Raw genomic sequence first — 18,377 nt, 5'->3', positions numbered from 1 at the left:
TCGACCGCGGCTCATGAGTGCCCCGCCATCCGCCGCTCCCGGATCGACCGCTTGAGCCGGCCCACGATCCGGCCCAGCTGCTCGGCGTCCGGCGGCACCGGCGGGTCCTGGAAGTGCTCGGCGACGAACGCGTCCCGGAACACCGAGTGGATGTCGTCACCGTTGCGGTGGCGCATCGCGTCGGCGACCAGCAGGTCCACCCCGCGGCCGACGTCGATCCCGAACTTGCCCGCGTGCAGCCGCACCATGGCCAGCCGGGTCTCGTCGTCCGGCAGGCCGATGTCGATGCTCTGGAACCGGCTGGGGCGCAGCAGCGCCTCGTCGATCATGTCCAGCCGGTTGGTGGTGCCGATCACCAGCACCGGCAGGTCGGGCCGGAACCCGTCCATCTCGGTGAGGATCTGGGCGACCAGCGCGTTGCCGGCCCGCGACGCGCCGTCGTTGGTGCCGGAACGGCGGGCGGCGATCGAGTCGAACTCGTCGAAGACGATCACCGCGGGCGCGTTGCGGCGGGCGTCGGCGAAGATCTCGCGGACCCGGCGCTCGCTCTCGCCGACGTACTTGTCGGTGACCTCGGGCCCGGAGACCACCAGGATGGTCCCGCCCATCCGGTTGGCGATCGCCTTGGCGAACAGCGTCTTCCCGGTGCCCGGCGGGCCGTGGAAGATGAAGCCCTTGGGGATCAGCCGGCCGCGCAGCGCCTCGTACTCCGGCGGGACCTGGTGGTGGCCCATGATGATGTCCACGGCGCGCTGGATCTCGGCCTTGACGGTGTCGTAGCCGGCGATGTCCTCCCAGCCGACGTCCGGCACCTCGAAGTTGGTCGCCAGCTGCGCCTTGAAGGCCCGGATGGTGCGGTAGAGCTCGCGGGGCGTGGCCGCGCCCTCGGGGTGGGCGTCCATCGCGTACCGCATCGCCTGGCGCAGCAGCACCGGGTTCATCCCGGCGACGTGCTTGTAGAAGTCGTCGGCGTCGAAGCCCGGGAACCGCTCGGCCTCCGCGGTCGTGACCAGCGCGACCCCGAGCGGGACCTCCGCGCCGCCCTCCGCGTCGGGCACGGTCCGCGGCGTGCCGGTGATCACCACCCGGGCGCTGAAGCGCTCCGCCAGGACCTCCGGCACCGACAGCGACGGGGCGACGAAGGCCAGCAGGATCTGCTCGGGCGCCGCGTGCACCAGGCCGGTGAGCTCCCGGGACTCGCCGGACAGCGTGCCGTCCGTCCCGCCCGCGAGCAGGTCCAGGTGCTGCACCACCAGCACCTGGTCGGACTTGAGGGTGCGGGTCAGGGTGCGCAGCCGGGCGAGCAGCCGCTGCCGCTGGTTCTGCTGGACCGGCACCAGGCCCTCGGGCTGCTCGGCCTCCTCCTCCCGCTCCTCCTGCTCCAGCAGGGCCGGCCGCAGCGCGGCGCGCTGGGCCATCTCCCGCCACAGGTGCGGCACCACCGACTTCTCGGCGACCACCAGGACGGACAGCCCGGCCCGCAGCAGCGAGGCCACCCGGGCGATGTCGGCGCGGTGCGCGATCCGGCTGGCGGTGGCCTCGTCGAGGGTCTGCGGACGGTCCGGTGGCGGGGGTCCGGCGGGCTGTTTCCGCAGGCCGGGCGGCGGTTCCGTCCCCGATCCCGTCCCGGGTCCCGGCCCCGGCGGATGGTCCGGCCCGGCGGGCGGGGGCGGCAGGTAGACCGGGGTGTTGCCGGCCAGCTCGTGGCGCAGCGCCGGCTCCAGCCGGACGCCGGTCAGCGGGAGCCCGGCCCAGTCGGGGCGGAGCGGGGCGAGCAGCAGGTACGGGCCGGTGCCGAGGGCCTCGGCCACCGTGACGGTGCCCGGCAGGCGGCGCAGGGCGCGCAGGGCGTCCTCGTCGGGCACCACCACGGGCAGGGGTCGGATCCGGGTCACCGCAGGGCCTCCAGGCGGGTCAGCTGCCAGTGCAGGCGGACACCGGCGAGGTAGTCGGAGTGGAGCCCCGGGCGTTCGCGCAGCAGGCGCCGGCGCGAGCGCTCCAGCTTGGCCAGCGCCGACCACCAGCGGGCGACCGGCCGGGCCCGGTCCAGGTCGGCGGGCGGGGCGAGGGCGGCACGGGCCTCCTCGACCCGGGCGAGGTGGCCGGGGCGGTGCAGCAGCATCGCGGTCTCGTAGACGTTCAGCACGAACGCGGTGTCCGTCAGGCGCAGCCGGTCCAGCATCCCGCCGCGCCACAGCGCCTGGGCCGGCGAGGCGGGTGGTTCGGCCCAGGCCGAGGCGACGGTGCGGCGGCCCTGCGGGTCGTTCAGCAGGACGTCGACCAGCAGTTCCTCGGCCGCCGCCCGGGTGCGCCCGCCGGGCCGGTCCAGCACCCCGGTCAGCGGCGAGACGTCCAGCAGGGCCTCGGCGAACCGCCGTTCCAGCTGTCCGCGGTGCAGGCCCAGCACCGGGCCGGCCACCCCGTGGCAGGCCAGGACGTCCCAGAACGAGCGGGACGGCGGGACGGCGGTGAGCAGGGCGGTGGCGGCCGGCTCGGCCCGGCCGCCCACGGCGGCGGCCGTCAGGACCGCGCCGACGCCCACCGGTCGCCGCTCCGCCGCGGCCAGCCGGTCCAGCCGCAGCCGGGCCGCCGTCCGGGCCGCCAGCGTGGCGGTGAGGGAGGCAGTGTCCGGGCCGGGGTCGGCGAGGTCGAGCGGGTGCCGCAGCCGGCCCTCGGGGAGGGCGGCCGCGTCAGGCCGCATAGTCCAGAGCAGTACCCGCAAAGCGGTATCGGCCGCGCTCATCGCCCACCCACACTGCGCATTCCCGCATCTCCTGGTCGGCCCACCGGTAGAAGCGCAGCAGCCGCTCCTCGGAGGTCAGATTGATCAGCGCGGCGACCTGCCAGGGCTGCCGGAAGGTCCCGTGGTGCATGTCCACGTCGATGCTCGACAGCCCGGACGTGCGGCCGCTGAACAGGTGGGTGTGGTACCAGCCGACGAGCTGTTCGTCCCGCTCGGACTCGGTGAGCCGCCGGTTCACCTCCCGGAACGAGTCGCCGGTGAAGGTGAAGTGGGAGACCGAGGCGCCCGAGTGCTCGGCCGGGGTGATCGCCGACACCTCCAGCAGGTAGCGCTCCCCGCCCGGGGCGCCGTCGGACGGGGCGAGCCGGTGCGGCCGGCCGAGCAGGAAGCCGCCCTCCTCCAGCCGGGTGGACAGCGGCATCGTCGCCAGCTGCTCGCGGAGCTCGTGCCCGAGCAGGATGCCGACCTGCCCGACCCGGGCCGGGTCGATGCCGAACTCGTCGGGCTCGGCGAGCGGCACGGGGTCGGCCTCGACCGTGCTGACCGTCAGGCCGGGCCGGGTGTCCCGCAGGTCGATCTCCATGCTGCCCTCGACCGGCGGCGTCGGGCGGTGCAGGTCGTACCGGTCGAGCCGGGGGTGCTCCAGGCAGTAGCCCCATTCCTCGGCCTCCGGGTCCAGCTCCGCGACGGTCCGCAGCAGGATCTCGCCCAGCAGCTCCCGGACGCTGAACACCTCCCGGACGACCGGCCGGCCCTGGGCGCCGATCTCGACGTGGATCTGCCCGATCTGGCTGCGCAGGTTGTGCAGGACCGGCGGCCCCTCGATCACCCGCGGGTCGGGGCGGGCCAGGAACCGCAGCCGGACGGAGAGCCGGGTCGGTGCCTGCAGCGCGGGCAGGTGCGACTGCAGGGCGGCGACGACCATCCCGCTGAGCGGGACGGTCGCGGCGCGTTCGAAGCTCCGGCCCTTGTACAGGACGATCATGGCCGAACCGGCGCTCGGGTCAGCGCTCATCCCGGCTCTCCTCCCAGGCGGTGATCTGGAGTGGCATCGGCGGCCGGTCCGCCGGGACCAGGCCGGCCCGCGACTCCAGGGTCCGGCCCCCGATGGCGTCGATCTGCTCCTGGCCCTCGTCGGAGAAGGCCCAGAAGGCCGCGCCCCGGTCGAAGTAGTTGCCGTTCAGGAGCAGCTCGTTGACCAGGCTCTCGTCGTCGAAGACGACGCTGTTGTCGGAGAGGATCCCGTAGTTGAGGTAGCTCGCGATGTCGACCACGTGCTGGCAGAGGTCGTACAGGCTGGAGTCGGGCTTGTAGTCCTCGGTCAGCGGGCCGAGGCAGACGATGCGCGGCCCGACGGCGGCCCGCCGGATGTTGGGGTGGAAGACCGGGGTCAGCCAGATCACGCTCGGCGGCCTGACCGGGAACTCGGTGGGCAGCCGGAGCTCCAGCCGGTGGTGGTGGATCAACTCGGGCTGGAGGATGAGCCGGTCGGGCGTCGGCTCGGCGAAGGCGAGGGCCTCCGGCAGCGCGAAACCGGTGACGTCCAGCTCGACGGTGAAGACCTCCGGAACGTCCTCGTTGTCGGTGCCGACCAGCCGGAACGCGGGGTGGCCGGCGGCGAACTGGGCGATCTCGTCCCAGGCGATCTGGATCGCCTCCAGCCGCAGTTCGGGGTCCACGCCCGCGGTGGACTCGGAGGACAGCTCCAGCCGGGCCCCGGTGCGGATGTTCTGCCGGTGCAGCGGGATGTCCGGGTTCAGCCGGGTGGCCTCGCCGTTGGCGTCCCGGTGGTCGATCACACTGCGCACCGGCGTGCCCTGCGGGGTGCGGGACTGCTCGTCCCGGTACTGGGCCCAGACCGCGGGCACGATGTCGCGCGGCAGCGCCGTGTTGGGGACGTGCGGCATGCGGAAGAGCTGCCGGTCGGGCCCCTGGACCTCCAGGGTCAGCAGGGCCGGCTGGAAGTCGTACTCGCCGTAGTAGGTCTCCACGTTCGGGTCGACGGCCCGGGCCCGTTCGCGCAGTTCCTCCAGCCCGCCGGGCGGCATCGCCGAGACCTGGACGGCGGAGTGCTGGCCGCCGATGTAGATCTGGGTGGCCTGCGGGTCGATTCGGTCCCGCACCAGCTGCAGCAGCGTCCGGTGGTCGGTGCTGCCGGAGAACTCCACCGTCCGGTGCGTGCCGTCGGAGTCGTCCGGGCGGACGGCGGCGGCCGCGGCCGGGCGCTGGAACCGCTCCTCCTCGGCCTCCTGCGCGGCCTGTTCGGCCCGGAGCCGCTCCAGGTGGCGCCGGACGTCGGGGTTGCCGGTGTAGTCCTCGCGGACCCGCGTCATCAGGCGGACCATTCCGCTGTCCAGGACGCCGAGTTCCAGCTGCTCGATGACCACGCGCCAGGCGAACGCGGGGCCGTTGGCGCCGTTCCAGGCCGGCAGATTGGCCGGCCAGTGGATGTCGTCCAGCACGGCCGTGGCCCGGCCCTCCTCGCGGTAGAGGAGGGCCAGCAGGCTGATCAGGGCCTTGCGGTTGCGTTCTCTCTGCTCGTCCGTCACCGGGACGCCTCCTCCTCTTCGCCGGACAGTTCCAGATAGCGGACCGTGCGGGCGCCGTCGGGGCCGCGGCCGATCACGGGCAGGATCTCGCGCGGGGCCACCGCGACGTCCGCGAGCCGGGCCTGCGGCGGCGCGTCCGCGAGCTTGGTGGACCCGGCGGTCGCGTCGGCCGCCCGCTGTCCCGGGATCCGCACGGGTGCCCAGGCCAGCACGGTCTCCCCGGGGGCGGTCGCGGCGAGCAGCTCGGCCACCGTGGCGCGGTGGGTGAGTGCCACCCGCTGCACCGCCCCGGGCGGGATCCGGCGGTGCAGCGGGCAGTCCGGGTCGCGCCGGACGGACACCGGGCCGGCCTGCCGGCCCGCGGCGTCCACCCGGAGGATCCCGGGCTCCGTCTCCAGCAGGAGCAGCAGCCGGACCGCCGTGGCCGCCATCCAGGAGCCGATCAGCGCCGAGACCGGCGCGGTGGCGCCGGCCACGGTGGTCCGGGCCGCGGCGCCGCAGCTCCACGGGTCGTCCTCGACGGCCCGCCGGCCCGGCGTCAGGGCGCAGCCGTAGCAGTCCTCCCCGGTGCGGTAGTAGCGGACCTCGCCGCCCCAGGCGTTCGTCCCGCCGTCGAGCAGGTCCACACCGACCTGGTTGCACCGGCTGGCCAGCTGGACCCGGGCGGCGACGCTGTCCAGGCAGCTCACCACCAGGTCGGCGTCCCGGAGTTCGGCCAGTCCGACGCCCTCCGCCAGGGCGGCCGTCCGGGGCGCCACGCGGATCCCCGGATTCAGGGCGAGCAGTTCGGGGACGGCCGCCTCCGCCTTGGGCCGGCCGACGTCGGCGGGCCGGAACAGCGGGGTGCGGCTGAGGTTCGACTCGGCCACCACGTCGGGGTCGCAGAGCAGCAGGTGGCCGACCCCGGCCAGGGCGAGCAGCCGGGCCACCTCGTTGCCCAGGGCACCGATGCCGCAGACGATCACCCGGGACCGGCCCAGGCGGTCCTGGTCCCAGCCCGGTACGAGCCGCTGGCGGGCGAACCTGTCCACCTCAACCCCGTTTTCTCGGCTGGAAGTTCATCGGGCACCGGGTGACCTCCAGGCCGGGCTGCCAGTCCTCGTAGCAGGTGAGGCCGCGGGCCGGGTCCTGGTGGGCGCTGGTCCGGCAGCCGGGGGAGACGGGATCGGGGTCGCAGGGGCAGATCACCGCCGACTCGAACGGGCGCAGGCTGTGCGCGCAGACGAAGCAGCGGACGTGCTCCGGGCCGGACAGCACGGGGTCGCCGGGCATCAGCCGGGTGACGTGCACCTCGTCCGGCAGCGGGTCGCCGAGGTCGACCCCGCGGAAGAAGTCCGCCGCGGCCCGCGGGTCCGTCTGCGCCGCCTCCTGGACCAGCCCGCTGCACGGCAGCTGGGGCATGTGGTGGGTGACCTCGACCAGCCGGTGGTCGGCGTCGTAGCGCAGGTACACCTGGTCGCCCCGGCGGAAGGTGTGCCCGCAGACCAGGCAGGGGAGCCGCCGGGTCGCGCCGGGCGGCCGCCAGGTGCGGACCCAGGGCGACTCCCGCCGGGTGGGCGCCGGGCCGTCCACCCCGGAGGAACCGGGCTCCTTGCCCTGGACCAGGCCCAGGTTGAAGGCCGCCTCGACGCCGGTCCCCGGCGGCGGGCCGCCCGGGGTGCCACCGGCCGTGGCCGTGCCGTCGGGGCTCTGCGGCGTCGTCACGCGGGCACCTCTTCCGTCGGATACCGGTGCAGTCCGTCCGTCGGCAGGCCGAGCAGCCGGACGGCGGCCACGGCCTCGGTGTACGCCCGCGCCGGGGTGCTCCCGGCGGCCAGCGCGTCGTAGAAGCCGGCGCTGAACTCCACCGCGGCCCGGTCGCCGAGCTCGGCCTCGGTGCCGATGGCGAGGCGGCTGCGGGCGGCCAGCACGTCCGAGTGGCCGGCCGACCAGCAGCAGCTGAGCAGGACGCACTCCAGCCGGCCGAAGGCCCCCAGCGCCCCGGCGAGCGCCTCGACCGGCAGGGTGGCCGGCAGGCCCTCGGCGTCCTCGAAGACCAGGCCGTCGAGTGCCGTGCCGTGGCCGGCGAAGTGCAGCAGGTCGGGGCGGGCCCGCCGGAGCAGCGGCAGCAGGTCGGCGATCCGGGCGGCCGGCTGCACGGTGAGCTCCAGCCGGCCGCCCGAGGCGTCGACGGCGTGCATGATCCGGCGCAGCTCCTCGCCGAGGCGCAGCGCCGGTTCGCCGACCGGGCCGGCCAGCAGGCAGAGGATGCGCAACGGGCGGCCGGAGCCGGCGCCGGGCCGGTCGGCGTCGGCGAGCAGGCCGGCCAGGCGCCGCAGTTCCCCGCCGGCGGGGAACTGGTCCGCGGCGGCGGCCAGCAGCCCGGCCAGGTCGACGTGCTCGAAGCGGCCGTTCGCCACCAGCCGGCAGACCTGCCGCCACCAGTCGGCCGGCGCCAGCGGGCCGAACGCGGGCACGTCGGCCAGGCTGACCCCCACGTCCTCCAGGAGGTTCTGGCAGGCGGTCTGGTCGGTGAACAGCCGGCCCAGGAGGGCGAATCCCCGCTCCCGGCGCATGAGGTCCCACTGAGCGCTGATGATCAATCACCCTCCCCTCAAACGTTATGAGTTGATGCCGAATCCTACGCAGGAAAACCGTGCCGGAGGTGTACTTTCAGTACCGGTCCCGGACGAGCCCGGGGGTCCGAGCATGCCTGGGGGCGGGGAGTGTCCGAACGGCTTGAGTTGATCGAGTGCGGAGGGTCGGGGCCTGACCGGCAGGCCGTCTTCGTGGTCGAGTTCGAACCGGGCGAACGGGTGCGGAACGGCTTCCGCGAGCGCACCGGGGTGCTCGTCCACCGGGGCGGCGAGCGGGTGGTGCTCCTGGTCGCCTTCACCGATGAGGCGCGTCGGCAGCTGGCCCAGTCCCTGCGCATGTCAAGGCAGTTGATCAGGAGGCTCGGGGAGCGCAGCTATCCGGCGGAGCTCATCCGGGTGCTGGGCTACCGGACCGAGGCGCACGCGCCGCAGCTCCTGGTCGCCGAGAGTGGCCGGCCGCTGTCCGCTCGCGACCACCAACTGCCGATACGGCCCGCCGAGTTGGGCGAGATGATCGACGGGCTGTTGAATGCCCTCGCCGTGCTGCACAAGGAGCGGCTGGTCCACCGGGCGGTCAGCGCCGACAGCGTCCTGTGGAACGGCTCGCGGATCCAGCTCCGTGACCTCGGCTCGATGACCGACGAGGGCGTGCCGCGCGGCGGGCCGGTGGGCGCGGACCCGTGGCGCTGCCCGGACCAGGCGGCCGGCCACGGCAACACCAGCCACCAGGACGACGTCTACTCGGCCGGCGCCCTGATCTTCCGGCTCGCCACCGGTGAGGAGCTCGGCCCGGCGGCGCACCTGGCCCACCAGGCCGGCCTGCAGGACACCGCACTGCGTTCCCTGCTCGACGGCGTCTTCGTCGAGGACTCCGGGCGGCGCCCCACCGCGGCCACGCTGCGCTCCCGCCGTCCGGGGCGACCTCACGACCATCCGTTCGGCCCGGGCCCCCGCCCCGACCCGGGCGAGCGGGAGCGGCAGGCCCGCGCCGACTTCCGCGAGATCCGCCGTCAGCAGGAGGCGTTCCGCACAACGGTGGCCGCCGGCCCGCCGCCGGCGGCCCCGCCCCTGCCGCGCCCGCAGCGCAGGCCGTACCCGGGGGTGCAGGGCACCCCCGGGTCGTACGGGCCGCCACACCGCTCGTACGGGGGGTACTCCGGGGTGGTCCGCCGCAAACCACTCGACCGGTTCCTGGACCTCGGCCCCAGGGTGGTGGGCGGCGCCGTGTCCGTCGTCCTGCTGGCGGCGGCGGCCGTGGCCGTCCTGGTGATCCGATGACCCCCGGCCCCACCCGCGCCCCACGAACGGCCCGCGCCCCACGAACGGCCCGCAGCACACGAAAGGGGAGGGCGTGACCACGGTCAGATGCCCGATCTGCCTCCGTCTGATCGACTGGTCGGCGGCCGAGGAGGTCGTGATGACCCCGGCCGGCACCTACGAGCGACTGGAACGCCGCCCGGACGAGGACGACATCCAGTGGAACCACCGGCGGCTGAACGTCTACCGGATGTGCCCCGGTTCGGCCGGCTCCTCCCAGCACGCCCTGCCCGGCCGCTACGGGGACTTCGGCGAGCCGCTGGTGATCGGCATGGTGGGGGAGTCCGCGAGCGGCAAGACGCACCTGCTGGCCGCCATGATCGGCATGTTCTGCGACGCGGCGCGGATGACCCGGATCGGGCTGTCGGTCGGCGCGCTCGACCTCGCCATGCACGACCAGTACATGCGTGAACAGGTCCGCCCCTTCCTGGACAACGGGCAGGGGCTGCTCGGGACCAGGCCGGCCCCGCCCGAGTTCACCGACGCGTTCTGGGTCCACAACCGGCGGACGGGCCGGGACACCGCCATCGCCTTCTTCGACGTGTCGGGCGAGTGGCTCGCCTCGCACGAGTCCGAGACCCCCTTCCTCGGGGCCGTCAACGGGCTCATCTTCGTGGTGGACCCGGCCCGGATCCGCCGTCTGGGAGGGGCCGGGGGCTCCGTCACCGGCGATCCCTCGTTCGGGATCGTGCTCGACAAGCTCGCCCGGATCCGCGGCTTCGAGGGCAGCGCGTTCCTGCCGGTCCCGGCGGTCGTGGTGATCGGCAAGTGCGACCTGCTGCGGCACACCGAGGACCTGGTGGGCCGGTGGTTCCCCCGGGGAGGCCAGGACGACCAGGAGGAGTTCGACCTCGGCACGGTGGAGGAGGAGAGCGAGGACGCCTACGCCTTCCTGTGGACCGTCGAGGCCGGCGGCTGGCTGGCCCCCTTCGTGCGCTGCGCCGACTCCACCCTGCACTTCGCCACCGCGACCGGCACCAAGGCCGTCCTGGAGGGCGACGGCGAGACCTTCCCGCTGGAACTCCTCAAACCACGGCGGACGCTCAAGCCCCTGCTCAGCCTGCTGGCCATGAGCGGCGTCCTGGAGCGCGACAAGCTCAGCCCGGCGGGCCGGAGGGGGGACCGGTGAACGGGGCCGGGACGGGCTCGCCGGGCCGCGGCCCGGAGCAGCCGGTGCACCAGATCCTGTACGGCTGGGCGGAGCGGGACTCCGGCGGCAACGCCGGGGTGCGTCCGATCGCGCACTCCGGACCGGCCACCATCGACCGCTGGGCCGAGCGGCTGGAGCACGTCTGGGCGACCCACGAGGCCGCCGGGGAGAACGCCGGCGATGCCAGCCTCGCGTACCTCGTCCTCGACGGCGAGGCGGCCGTCCTGCGCAAGCTGCCCGCCTCGAACATCCTGGGCCGCCCCGGGGCGACCCTGACCCATGTGCTGGTCGGCGCCCCGGAGCTGTTCGACGCCAGGACGGCGCTCGGCCTGGCCGCCTGGCCGGGCTGGGCGAGCGCACTGCCGCCGGCCGGGACCAGGCTGCCGGTCCTCGACGGGGACGAGCTGCAGGAGCGCGCGGACGACGGCCTCGCGCGGCTCCGGGAGGCCGCGGCCGCCCTGCCGGCGGCCGAGCTGGCGGCGCTGCTCGCCCGGGTGCTGGGCGAGCCGGAGGCCGACTTCTCGGTGATCGCGTCCGGTGCGGGGCGGGCGGAGTCGGCCCGGGCGGAGGCGAGCCGGGAGGAGACGGGCCGGGCGGAGGCGAGCCGGGAGGAGCGCACGGCGGCCCCGGGCGACTCCGACGGCCCCGCGCCCGCCGAGCCCGCGGCCGGCACCGACGCCGCGCGCGCCGAGGAGCCGAAAGCGGCCGCTGCCGCCCGGGCCGTCGCCTCGTCCTCGCGGGCCCTCGGCCTGATGACGGCCCTGGTCGACATCCTCGGCGAGGACCCGGCCCGCCCGTGGACCTTCGCCAGCCGGGAGAGCACCGACATCGGCCGGCACCAGCCACGGGTGGTTTTCCTGGTCGGCCCGCCGAAGCGCTCGCTGTACATCCCGGACCGGCGCCGGCTCGAACTCGGCGCCCCGGTGCCTGCCGCGGTCGGCGCCCAAGCCGAACTCGGCGCGTTCGCCGCCCTGTTGGCCGAGTTCTACCAGCGCTCCGGGTGGCGGGCGGTGGCCCGGGTCCGGCCGGGCGCCCCGCTGCGCTCGCTCAGCGACGCCGAGGTGTGGCGCCGCTCGGTACCGGTCCGCGACGGCCGGATCGCGGACCCCGGCGGCCTGGTCGACCCGCTGCTCGACGACACGGCCCTGCAGTCGCTCGCCCACGAGTACCGCGGCCGGCCGTCCGGCTACCCGGTGGAGCTGGTCGAGTCGATCGCGGCCGAACTTCGCCAACGCCCCGCCGAGTTGCTCGAACGGCTGCTGAGCCGCTGGAGCCGGACCAGCCCGCGCTCGGGGCGCCACCCGCAGCTGCGCTCGGTGGTCGAGTACGAGGCCGTCCGGGCCGGACTCACCGCGCCGTTGGACGACGACCTGTCCGGGCACGTGCGGACCCTGGTCGGCCGGGTCCGGGCGGACGGCCCCTCCCCGACGGTGGTCGCCCGGATCGTGCTCGACCTCACCCCGCACGGCGGACTGGACCTGGAGCGGCCGGCCCACGCCCGGTTGCTGGCCCGCGCCCTCGTCATCGGGGTCGACACCCGGCTGCTCACCGCCGAGCGGGCCCTGGCCGCCACCTCCTCCGGACGGCTGCTCCGGTTCGCCGTCGACCGCGCCCGCGAACGCGACCCCGCAGCCGCCCGCTGGCTGCTGACGGAGGTGCTGCCGGACCGGGTGGACGAGGCGCTCGCGCACGGCGGCCCGACCCAGTCGGTGCACGACTTCCGCGCCGTCCAGGAGCAGCTGCGCGGCGGGTACCTGCTGACCGAGGAGGTGCCGAGGATCGCGGGGCACGACCGGACCCGCCAACTCGACTGCCACCGCGAGCTGTTCCGGGCGGCCTTCGGACAGCCGCTGGACGAGGACGCCGTGGTCTGGCTGCTGCGCGAGGCGGGGAGCCGCTCCACCCCGGCGATGCTCGCCGCGCTGCGGTCGCTCGCCCGGGAGGGTGCGGCGCAGGACCGGGTGGCCCGGGAGGCGGCCGACCGCTACTTCCGGGAGCACGGTCTGCTGCCCGCCGAGGGCTGGCGGCGGCCCGTCCCCGCCCGGCCGGCCGGACCCGCGCCGACGGGCGGGGCGTCGCCCGCTCCGGCCCGGGCGGCTCAGGCCCACGACCCCGCTCCGGCCCACCGCCACGAGACGGCTCATCCGCCCGGCCCGGCGCATCCCTCGCACGAGCTGACCTCGTCCGACTCCGGGTACCTGCCCCGGCCGGTCCACCCATCCGGGCCGGCGGGGCACCCCGCACCCCCGGCGGACCCGCCGGCCGGCCCCCGCCCGGACCCGTACGCGCGGCCGTCCCGCGCCGAGCGGCAGGCCGAGCGGCGCGGCGCACGGGAGGCCAGGAAGCAGGCCAAGCTCGACGCCCGGCGGCGGTCCGGGCCGTTCCCGGAGCATCCCGCCGGCCGGCCGGCCCCGTCCGCGCCTCCGCTCCCGGCGTCACCGCCGGAGGCGCCCCCGTCCGCCCCGCCCTCACCGGAGGCGCGGCCGGACCACGACCACGACCACCACCGTCACCACGACCACCACCACGACCACGACCACGACCACGACCGTCACCGGGGCCGCCGCGGCCGTGAGCGCCGGCCGGTGAGCGGCCGCGCCCGGTCGGGCGCGCTGGAGCTGGTCGGCTTCGTGCTGGGCACCGTGACCCTGGCCGTCCTGCTCGTCCTGCTGGTCGCCTCCCTGATGGGGCGGCTGTGACGCCCCGGACCCGGCACGGCCGCCGGCCCGCGCACCCCTGAGGCCCGCGCACCCCTGAGCCCGCGCGGCCCCGAAGAGAGAGGCACCTGCGTGTCAACGCCCGCACCTGAAGTCCGGTACGAGCTGGGCGGCATCGCCGGACGGATCCGGCGGACGGCGTCGCCCGGCGGCATCCCCGTCGTCGACCTCATCGCCGACGAACTCGAAGCCGGCGGAACCGCCCTGGCCGGCGTCGACCTGGTCCGCGCCTACCCGGCGGAGGTCCTGCTGCCGGACCCGCCGACCCGCCAGTGGCACGGCGCCGAGGGCTGGCTGAGCGTGCTGCGGGACGTGCTCGTGTTCGCGCCCATCGGCCTGATGTGGTGGCGCCTGGGCAGCGCCCTCTCCGCCTACCGGGACAGCCCGGGCGGCGACCAGTTCCTGCTCGCCTGGACCAAGGGCTTCCCGAAGGCCGGATCGGCCACGGCCACCACCGCCACCCTGGGGGACGCCGCCTTCCAGATCGTCCTGCTGATCGCGGCCGTGGTCGTGCTCACCCTCGTCGTGCACCTGCTCCGTTCCCGCCGGACCGGCCCGGCGCTCGACCGCCGCCGCCAGCTCCTCTCCGCCGACCTCGCCCTGGTCACCTTCCTGCTCGCCACCCGGCTGCCGGCGCCGACCGCCCCGGTCGACGCCCGACGGCTGCACGGCGTCGCCGAGCGGGTCGCGGCCAGCACCACCCAGCTGGAGTCCGCGCTGCGGCGGACCGCCGAGGAGATCACCGCGGCCCTCGACTCCGGGCCGGCCTCCCGGCTCCAGGGCGCCCTCGACAGCTGGAACACGGCCGCCGCGGGCCTGACCCGGGCCGCCGAGTCGCTCACCACGCCGAGCCGGACCTTCGAGGCCTTCCTCGCCCTGCGGGAGGAGCTCGCCCGCGACGAGGTCAGGCTCCGTGCCGCGCTGGAGAACCTCGTCGCCGAGCTGCGCCGGACCCAGGAGATCTCCGGCGACGAGATCCACCGTCACGACCTCGCCGTCGCCGCCGTCCGCGACCTCGCCCAGACGCTCGGCGAGGCCGTCCAGGTCTTCACCGAGCGCACCGAGTACCTGATCGACTCCACCCGGAGCATCTGGCAGCTGGTGGAGCGGATCGACTCCCGCGACAGCCCGTGGGGCGGCCGGCGCGCCGACGGCGTCCCCGGTCCGGGCGCCGCACCGGGAGGCCTGCTGTGACCGCCGCCCGCCGGAGCGGTCCCCCCGGCGGCGGCCGGACGATGCTGCTGGCCGGCTGGCTCTTCGCCGACCTGCTCCTGGTGCTCCTCGTGGTGGCCCTCAGCGCCCTGCCCGCCCCGCCGCCGGAGGCCTCGGCCACCCCGTCCGCGTCGGTCACCGGCCCGACGGCCACGTCCGCAGCCCCGTCCCCGACCGCGACCAGGGCCGCCGAACGCGGCCTGGTCACCCAGCCCTGCCGCTTCACCGTCAACGTCGGCTACGCCTCCCTCGGCGCCGGCGGCGGTGCCGACCAGGTCGCCAGCCAGCTCGACGGCCTGCTCCGGGCGGCCGGCGTCGAGCGGCGCACGGCCGGCTTCGTCCTCTCCTTCGGCCACGCCCCCGACGTCAACGCCGGCCAGGACGCCGCCCGGAAGGTCAACGACATCATCAACGGCAGGCTCTCCACCGTCTTCGGCAAGGCCCCCAAGAAGGGCTACTGGACCGGTGACAGCGCCTCCGACGTGGTCGACGTCGACGTCTTCTTCCTGGCCGACGCCAACGGCGACACCTCCTTCCCCCCGCGCTGCCGCACCTCCGACCGCTGACCTCCCCGCCGGCTCGCGTGGACGCGCCGGCACCGGGGATGATCGGTCATAGGCGCCGACCGCCCACCGTGAGAGGGCGCCCACCGATTCGCATAGGCGGCAGGAGGTCGACCTCGGGCAGTGGCACTCGTTCCACCTTCGCGAGCGCCTTGTCCACCTCGGCCCAGACTCCCTGCGCCACCCACTCGTTGAAGTACTTCGAGGCAGTGCTCGTCGATCCGTACTCCTCGCGGAGCGTCGGCCAGGAACCGCCGGTCCGGGCCTTGGCAAAGATCGCGTCGACCGAGCGACGAACGCGGTCGCGTCGGCCGGCGGGGAGCAGGTGGGAGACCATCGCCCACTGGTCGTCCGACAGGTCGGCCGCCGGGACGTTCACTCCGGCCGACTTGTACCAGGATTGCACGGTGCAGACGTGGCCTCCGGCTCGAACCGGAACCGGCGCCTCGATGAACACGTTCACGTCGAGCAGGCCGAGTACCTCGCTCTGCTCCTCCAATCTCATGCCCACCAGCTGGTGCTGAGCCGGGTTGGCCAGCGCCTTGAGGTCACGGGCCCGGCGGTCGGCCTCCTCGACCTCGGCCAGCCAGGCGGCGGCCTCGGCGCGCATCTCCTCCAGCTGATGCAACTCCTCGTTGAGGGCCGCTGTCGCGGTGGCGATCGCGTCCGGGGACTGCTGCTGCTTGGCGGCAGCCACGATCACAGCGGCGATGGACGCCTTCATGGCGTCGATCTGCCGGTCGAGGCCGGCGATCCGCTCGGCGTGCGCCTCCTGATCTCCGTCGGACATGCCGACCCACTCGGCGGCCAGCGCTTCCAGCTTCTGCGAGTCGCTGAGCAGGATGACGACCTCTGACCAGACGCGCTTCTCCACCGCTTCGGCGTCCATGTACGAGCAGTCGCAGACCCCTTGCCCGGGCACGGTGTCGGCCTTGCCGCTACAGCGATAGTTGCGACGACCGTACGAGAGGGACTCGCGGCTGATGCCGGTGTACGGCGCCTTGCAGAGGCCGATCAGCCGGCCCGTGAGCGGGTAGACCGCTCGGTTGCGGCTGCTGGTCTTCGCGCGGGCGGCGACCTTCCGGCGGAGCGTGGCGGCCTCGTCCTCGGACAGGATTCGCGGGAGTGTGATGGTCACGGAGTCGCCCCACAGCGGCCTGCCGTCAGCGTCGGTCTTGGCGTGCGCTCCGCGGAAGATCAGCTCGGCGTCGAGCACCGCCCGGGACATGATCCGATCACGGAGGTTGGCCACCGACCACGGGCGGCCCGATCGGCAGCTGATCCCCTCGGCGTTGAGCCGGATGGCGGCCTGCCGCAGGTTCAGCCCATCGATCACCACCATGTCGTGGACGCGCTGCACTACGGCACGCTCGGCCTCGTCGACTACCAGCCGCGACTCGCCCTTGACGCCCTTCGCCTCGATCCGGTAGCCGTACGGAGGCCGGCCGCCGATGTGCGGCGAACCGGGGTCCTCGGCCTTCTCCTGGAGGCCGCCCTGGGTGCGCGATCGGATGTTCTCCCACTCGGTCTCGGCGTAGTCGGCTTCCCGCCGAATCTGCGCCCGGCCCTCGGGGGTGGTGTTGTCGATGTTCCGGTTGGTGATGGCGACGAAGATCCCTATGTCCTCCAGCGCCCAGACCCAGCGCCAGAAGGCCCGACCGACACGGCCGATGCGGTCACCTTTCTCCACCACGACGAGGTCGAACCCGCCGAGCTTCGCCTGCTCCATCAGCCGGTCGAAGTCCGGGCGTTCGCCCATCTCCTTGGAGCCGGAGACGCCCTCGTCCTTGTACGTGCCGACGTGGTCCCAGCCCTTGTTCGCGATGTGGCGGCTGTTCTTGCGCGCCTGGCTGGCGATGCCGTAGCCGAGCTTCTGTTCCTCGGTGCTCACCCGGAGGTAGTCCACGGCCCGGAGGGCGCGCGGCGTCGTGGCGCGGGTGACCGTAGCGGTCGCGGCGCGTAGGCGTGTGCTTGGATTCGTCACGTCGACTCCTAGACAGTCGGCCGGCCCCGGGACGGTTGCAGCCGTCGCCGGGGCGCTCAATGTGGGGCGAGGGTATGCGAATTACTCGCGGCTTGCTGCGGTTTCCGCGCGAGCGCGAGGACCTGCAGGGCGCGGACCGAACAGCAGGCGCAGGAGACGAACGCGCTCGGCTGGGGTCAGATCGGCTCCCTGCGACCACGTCACGGAGATCGTGGGCTGCTGGGCGCCCACGTGGCGATTGCCCACGCGCGGCCGGCCGATCGCGCAACCGCTTCCCCAGCACCGTCACCGCCTGGAAATGGAGCGGGATCGCCGTCGATCAGCCAGATGGGTGCGTCGCCATCTTCGGAGTCGAGGGGTCCGTGCAGCCGGAGGGATGCCGCTCGTCATCCATGCTCCCCGATGCGCGCGCTGCCAGCGCCCGTCAGGCAGACGGGTTCAGCTGCGAGACGCCGAACGCAGACCATGGGAGGCTGAGGACATGAAGGTGATCGGTTTCGTGCTCAACGTGCTCTGGCTGCTGTTCTGTGGCATCTGGATGGCCATTGGATATGCGATTGCCGGAATCATCTGTTGTGTCCTTATTATTACGATTCCATTCGGCATCGCCGCGTTCCGCCTGGCCGGGTTCGTGATCTGGCCGTTCGGGCGGAAGGCGGTGGAGCGGCCGGACGCGGGGGCGCCGTCGTGCGTCGGCAACGTGATCTGGCTGGTGTTCGCCGGGTGGTGGCTGGCACTGATGCACCTGGTCACGAGCATCCCGCTGTTCCTGTCGATCATCGGGATCCCGTTCGGCTGGGCGAACCTCAAGCTGATCCCCGTCTCGCTGACGCCGCTGGGCCGCGAGATCGTCTCGACCGACGAGCCCTGGGGCGGCCGCTGAGGCTCCCGGCCACGGTCGGACGGGCCCGTCGGGCGGACCTCGTGGGCGTGGTCCGGGCGCGGGACGGACGCGTCCGCCGCCGCCCGCCGGCCGTCACGGCGCGTCGGTGAGCTGGACGATCATCTTGCCGGTGTTGGCGCCCCGGAGCATGCCGAGGAAGGCGTCGACGACGTTCTCGAAGCCGCGGACGACGGTCTCGTCCGGGACGACCGCGCCGGAGCGCAGGTGCGGGACGAGGAAGTCGTACAGCCCGGGGCGGGCGTCGAGGTGGTTGCGGACCAGGAAGCCCTCCAGTCGCAGGCTCTTGCCGACCACGTCGTACAGGTTGCGCGGCGCGGCGGGCGGGTCCTGGAGGTGGTTGTACTGGGCGACGGCGCCGCACCAGGCGATCCGGCCGTGGTCGCGCAACGCGGCGATGGCGCCTTCGAGGTGGTCGCCGCCCACGTTGTCGAGGTAGACGTCGAGGCCGTCGGGGGCCGCCTCGCGGAGCCGGGCGGCGATCGGGCCGTCGTGGTAGTCGAACGCGGCGTCGAAGCCGAGGCGATCGGTGAGGTGCTCCACCTTGGCGGCGGAGCCGGTGCTGCCGATGATCCGGCCGGCGCCGAGCAGCCGCGCGAACTGCCCGGCGGCGCTGCCGACGCCGCCGGCGGCCGCCGAGATGCGTCACCCGTCCGGTCTGCCGG

General features: G+C 74.5%; 14 protein-coding genes and 1 pseudogene. 6 read left to right on the top strand and 9 right to left on the bottom strand.

The features are described 5' to 3' along the window. Positions 1-11 precede the first annotated feature (11 nt). From ABZ885_RS05610 to ABZ885_RS05580, 7 genes are read right to left on the bottom strand one after another with little or no spacing between them, the layout of a single operon-like run. A complete protein-coding gene (locus ABZ885_RS05610) occupies positions 12-1,895 on the bottom strand; it encodes an ATP-binding protein (RefSeq protein ID WP_360183685.1) in 1,884 nt (627 codons plus the stop codon). Further along, positions 1,892-2,701 carry a hypothetical protein gene (locus tag ABZ885_RS05605; RefSeq protein ID WP_360183683.1) on the bottom strand — a complete coding sequence of 270 codons (810 nt, stop codon included), beginning with the start codon at positions 2,699-2,701 and terminating at the stop codon, positions 1,892-1,894. Before ABZ885_RS05605 ends, ABZ885_RS05610 begins: the two co-directional genes overlap by 4 nt. Beyond that, positions 2,691-3,758, bottom strand: a complete 1,068-nt coding sequence (locus tag ABZ885_RS05600; protein WP_360183681.1) for a JAB N-terminal domain-containing protein — start codon at positions 3,756-3,758, stop codon at positions 2,691-2,693. The genes ABZ885_RS05605 and ABZ885_RS05600 overlap by 11 nt, the downstream gene beginning before the upstream one ends. Beyond that, complete coding sequence (locus tag ABZ885_RS05595) at positions 3,748-5,292, bottom strand: effector-associated domain EAD1-containing protein (protein ID WP_360183679.1); 1,545 nt, start codon at positions 5,290-5,292, stop codon at positions 3,748-3,750. The genes ABZ885_RS05600 and ABZ885_RS05595 overlap by 11 nt, the downstream gene beginning before the upstream one ends. Further along, positions 5,289-6,323 carry a ThiF family adenylyltransferase gene (locus tag ABZ885_RS05590; protein WP_360183677.1) on the bottom strand — a complete coding sequence of 345 codons (1,035 nt, stop codon included), beginning with the start codon at positions 6,321-6,323 and terminating at the stop codon, positions 5,289-5,291. Before ABZ885_RS05590 ends, ABZ885_RS05595 begins: the two co-directional genes overlap by 4 nt. Position 6,324: 1 nt before the next feature. Further along, a complete protein-coding gene (locus tag ABZ885_RS05585) occupies positions 6,325-6,996 on the bottom strand; it encodes a hypothetical protein (RefSeq protein WP_360183675.1) in 672 nt (223 codons plus the stop codon). Beyond that, entirely contained in the window at positions 6,993-7,874 is an 882-nt protein-coding gene (locus ABZ885_RS05580) for a CHAT domain-containing protein (RefSeq protein ID WP_360183673.1), read from the bottom strand. The genes ABZ885_RS05585 and ABZ885_RS05580 overlap by 4 nt, the downstream gene beginning before the upstream one ends. A gap of 123 nt (positions 7,875-7,997) precedes the next feature. Here ABZ885_RS05580 and ABZ885_RS05575 point away from each other — a divergent pair, with 123 nt between their 5' ends. The 5 genes from ABZ885_RS05575 (at position 7,998) to ABZ885_RS05555 (ending at position 14,830) form a co-directional block, all read left to right on the top strand. Continuing rightward, entirely contained in the window at positions 7,998-9,146 is a 1,149-nt protein-coding gene (locus ABZ885_RS05575; RefSeq protein WP_360183671.1) for a hypothetical protein, read from the top strand. A gap of 73 nt (positions 9,147-9,219) precedes the next feature. Then, positions 9,220-10,314, top strand: coding sequence for a hypothetical protein (locus ABZ885_RS05570; protein WP_360183669.1), 1,095 nt, complete (start codon positions 9,220-9,222; stop codon positions 10,312-10,314). 44 nt (positions 10,315-10,358) lie between these two features. Continuing rightward, entirely contained in the window at positions 10,359-13,034 is a 2,676-nt protein-coding gene (locus ABZ885_RS05565; RefSeq protein ID WP_360183667.1) for a hypothetical protein, read from the top strand. A gap of 90 nt (positions 13,035-13,124) precedes the next feature. Then, positions 13,125-14,246, top strand: a complete 1,122-nt coding sequence (locus ABZ885_RS05560) for a hypothetical protein (RefSeq protein ID WP_360183665.1) — start codon at positions 13,125-13,127, stop codon at positions 14,244-14,246. Then, entirely contained in the window at positions 14,243-14,830 is a 588-nt protein-coding gene (locus tag ABZ885_RS05555) for a hypothetical protein (protein ID WP_360183663.1), read from the top strand. The genes ABZ885_RS05560 and ABZ885_RS05555 overlap by 4 nt, the downstream gene beginning before the upstream one ends. Positions 14,831-14,876: 46 nt before the next feature. Here the strand turns inward: ABZ885_RS05555 and ABZ885_RS05550 are convergent, their stop codons facing one another. Beyond that, positions 14,877-16,811, bottom strand: coding sequence for a recombinase family protein (locus tag ABZ885_RS05550; RefSeq protein WP_360183661.1), 1,935 nt, complete (start codon positions 16,809-16,811; stop codon positions 14,877-14,879). Between the two features lie 481 nt (positions 16,812-17,292). Here ABZ885_RS05550 and ABZ885_RS05545 point away from each other — a divergent pair, with 481 nt between their 5' ends. Continuing rightward, a complete protein-coding gene (locus ABZ885_RS05545) occupies positions 17,293-17,694 on the top strand; it encodes a YccF domain-containing protein (protein WP_360183659.1) in 402 nt (133 codons plus the stop codon). 93 nt (positions 17,695-17,787) lie between these two features. On the opposite strand, the pseudogene ABZ885_RS05540 reads toward ABZ885_RS05545, so the two are convergent. Beyond that, positions 17,788-18,354 (bottom strand): annotated as a pseudogene (locus ABZ885_RS05540) (NADP-dependent oxidoreductase); the annotation flags it as partial. Between the last annotated feature and the right edge of the window lie 23 nt (positions 18,355-18,377).

Source organism: Kitasatospora sp. NPDC047058, from assembly GCF_040643935.1.
Classification (GTDB): domain Bacteria; phylum Actinomycetota; class Actinomycetes; order Streptomycetales; family Streptomycetaceae; genus Kitasatospora.
This window is presented reverse-complemented; position numbering and strand designations above follow the sequence as displayed.

Coding starts and splice junctions, on each gene's coding strand:
- ABZ885_RS05605 (WP_360183683.1), bottom strand. CDS start 2,701: ATGCGGCCTGACGCGGCCGCCCTCCCCGAGGGCCGGCTGCGGCACCCG.
- ABZ885_RS05600 (WP_360183681.1), bottom strand. CDS start 3,758: ATGAGCGCTGACCCGAGCGCCGGTTCGGCCATGATCGTCCTGTACAAG.
- ABZ885_RS05545 (WP_360183659.1), top strand. CDS start 17,293: ATGAAGGTGATCGGTTTCGTGCTCAACGTGCTCTGGCTGCTGTTCTGT.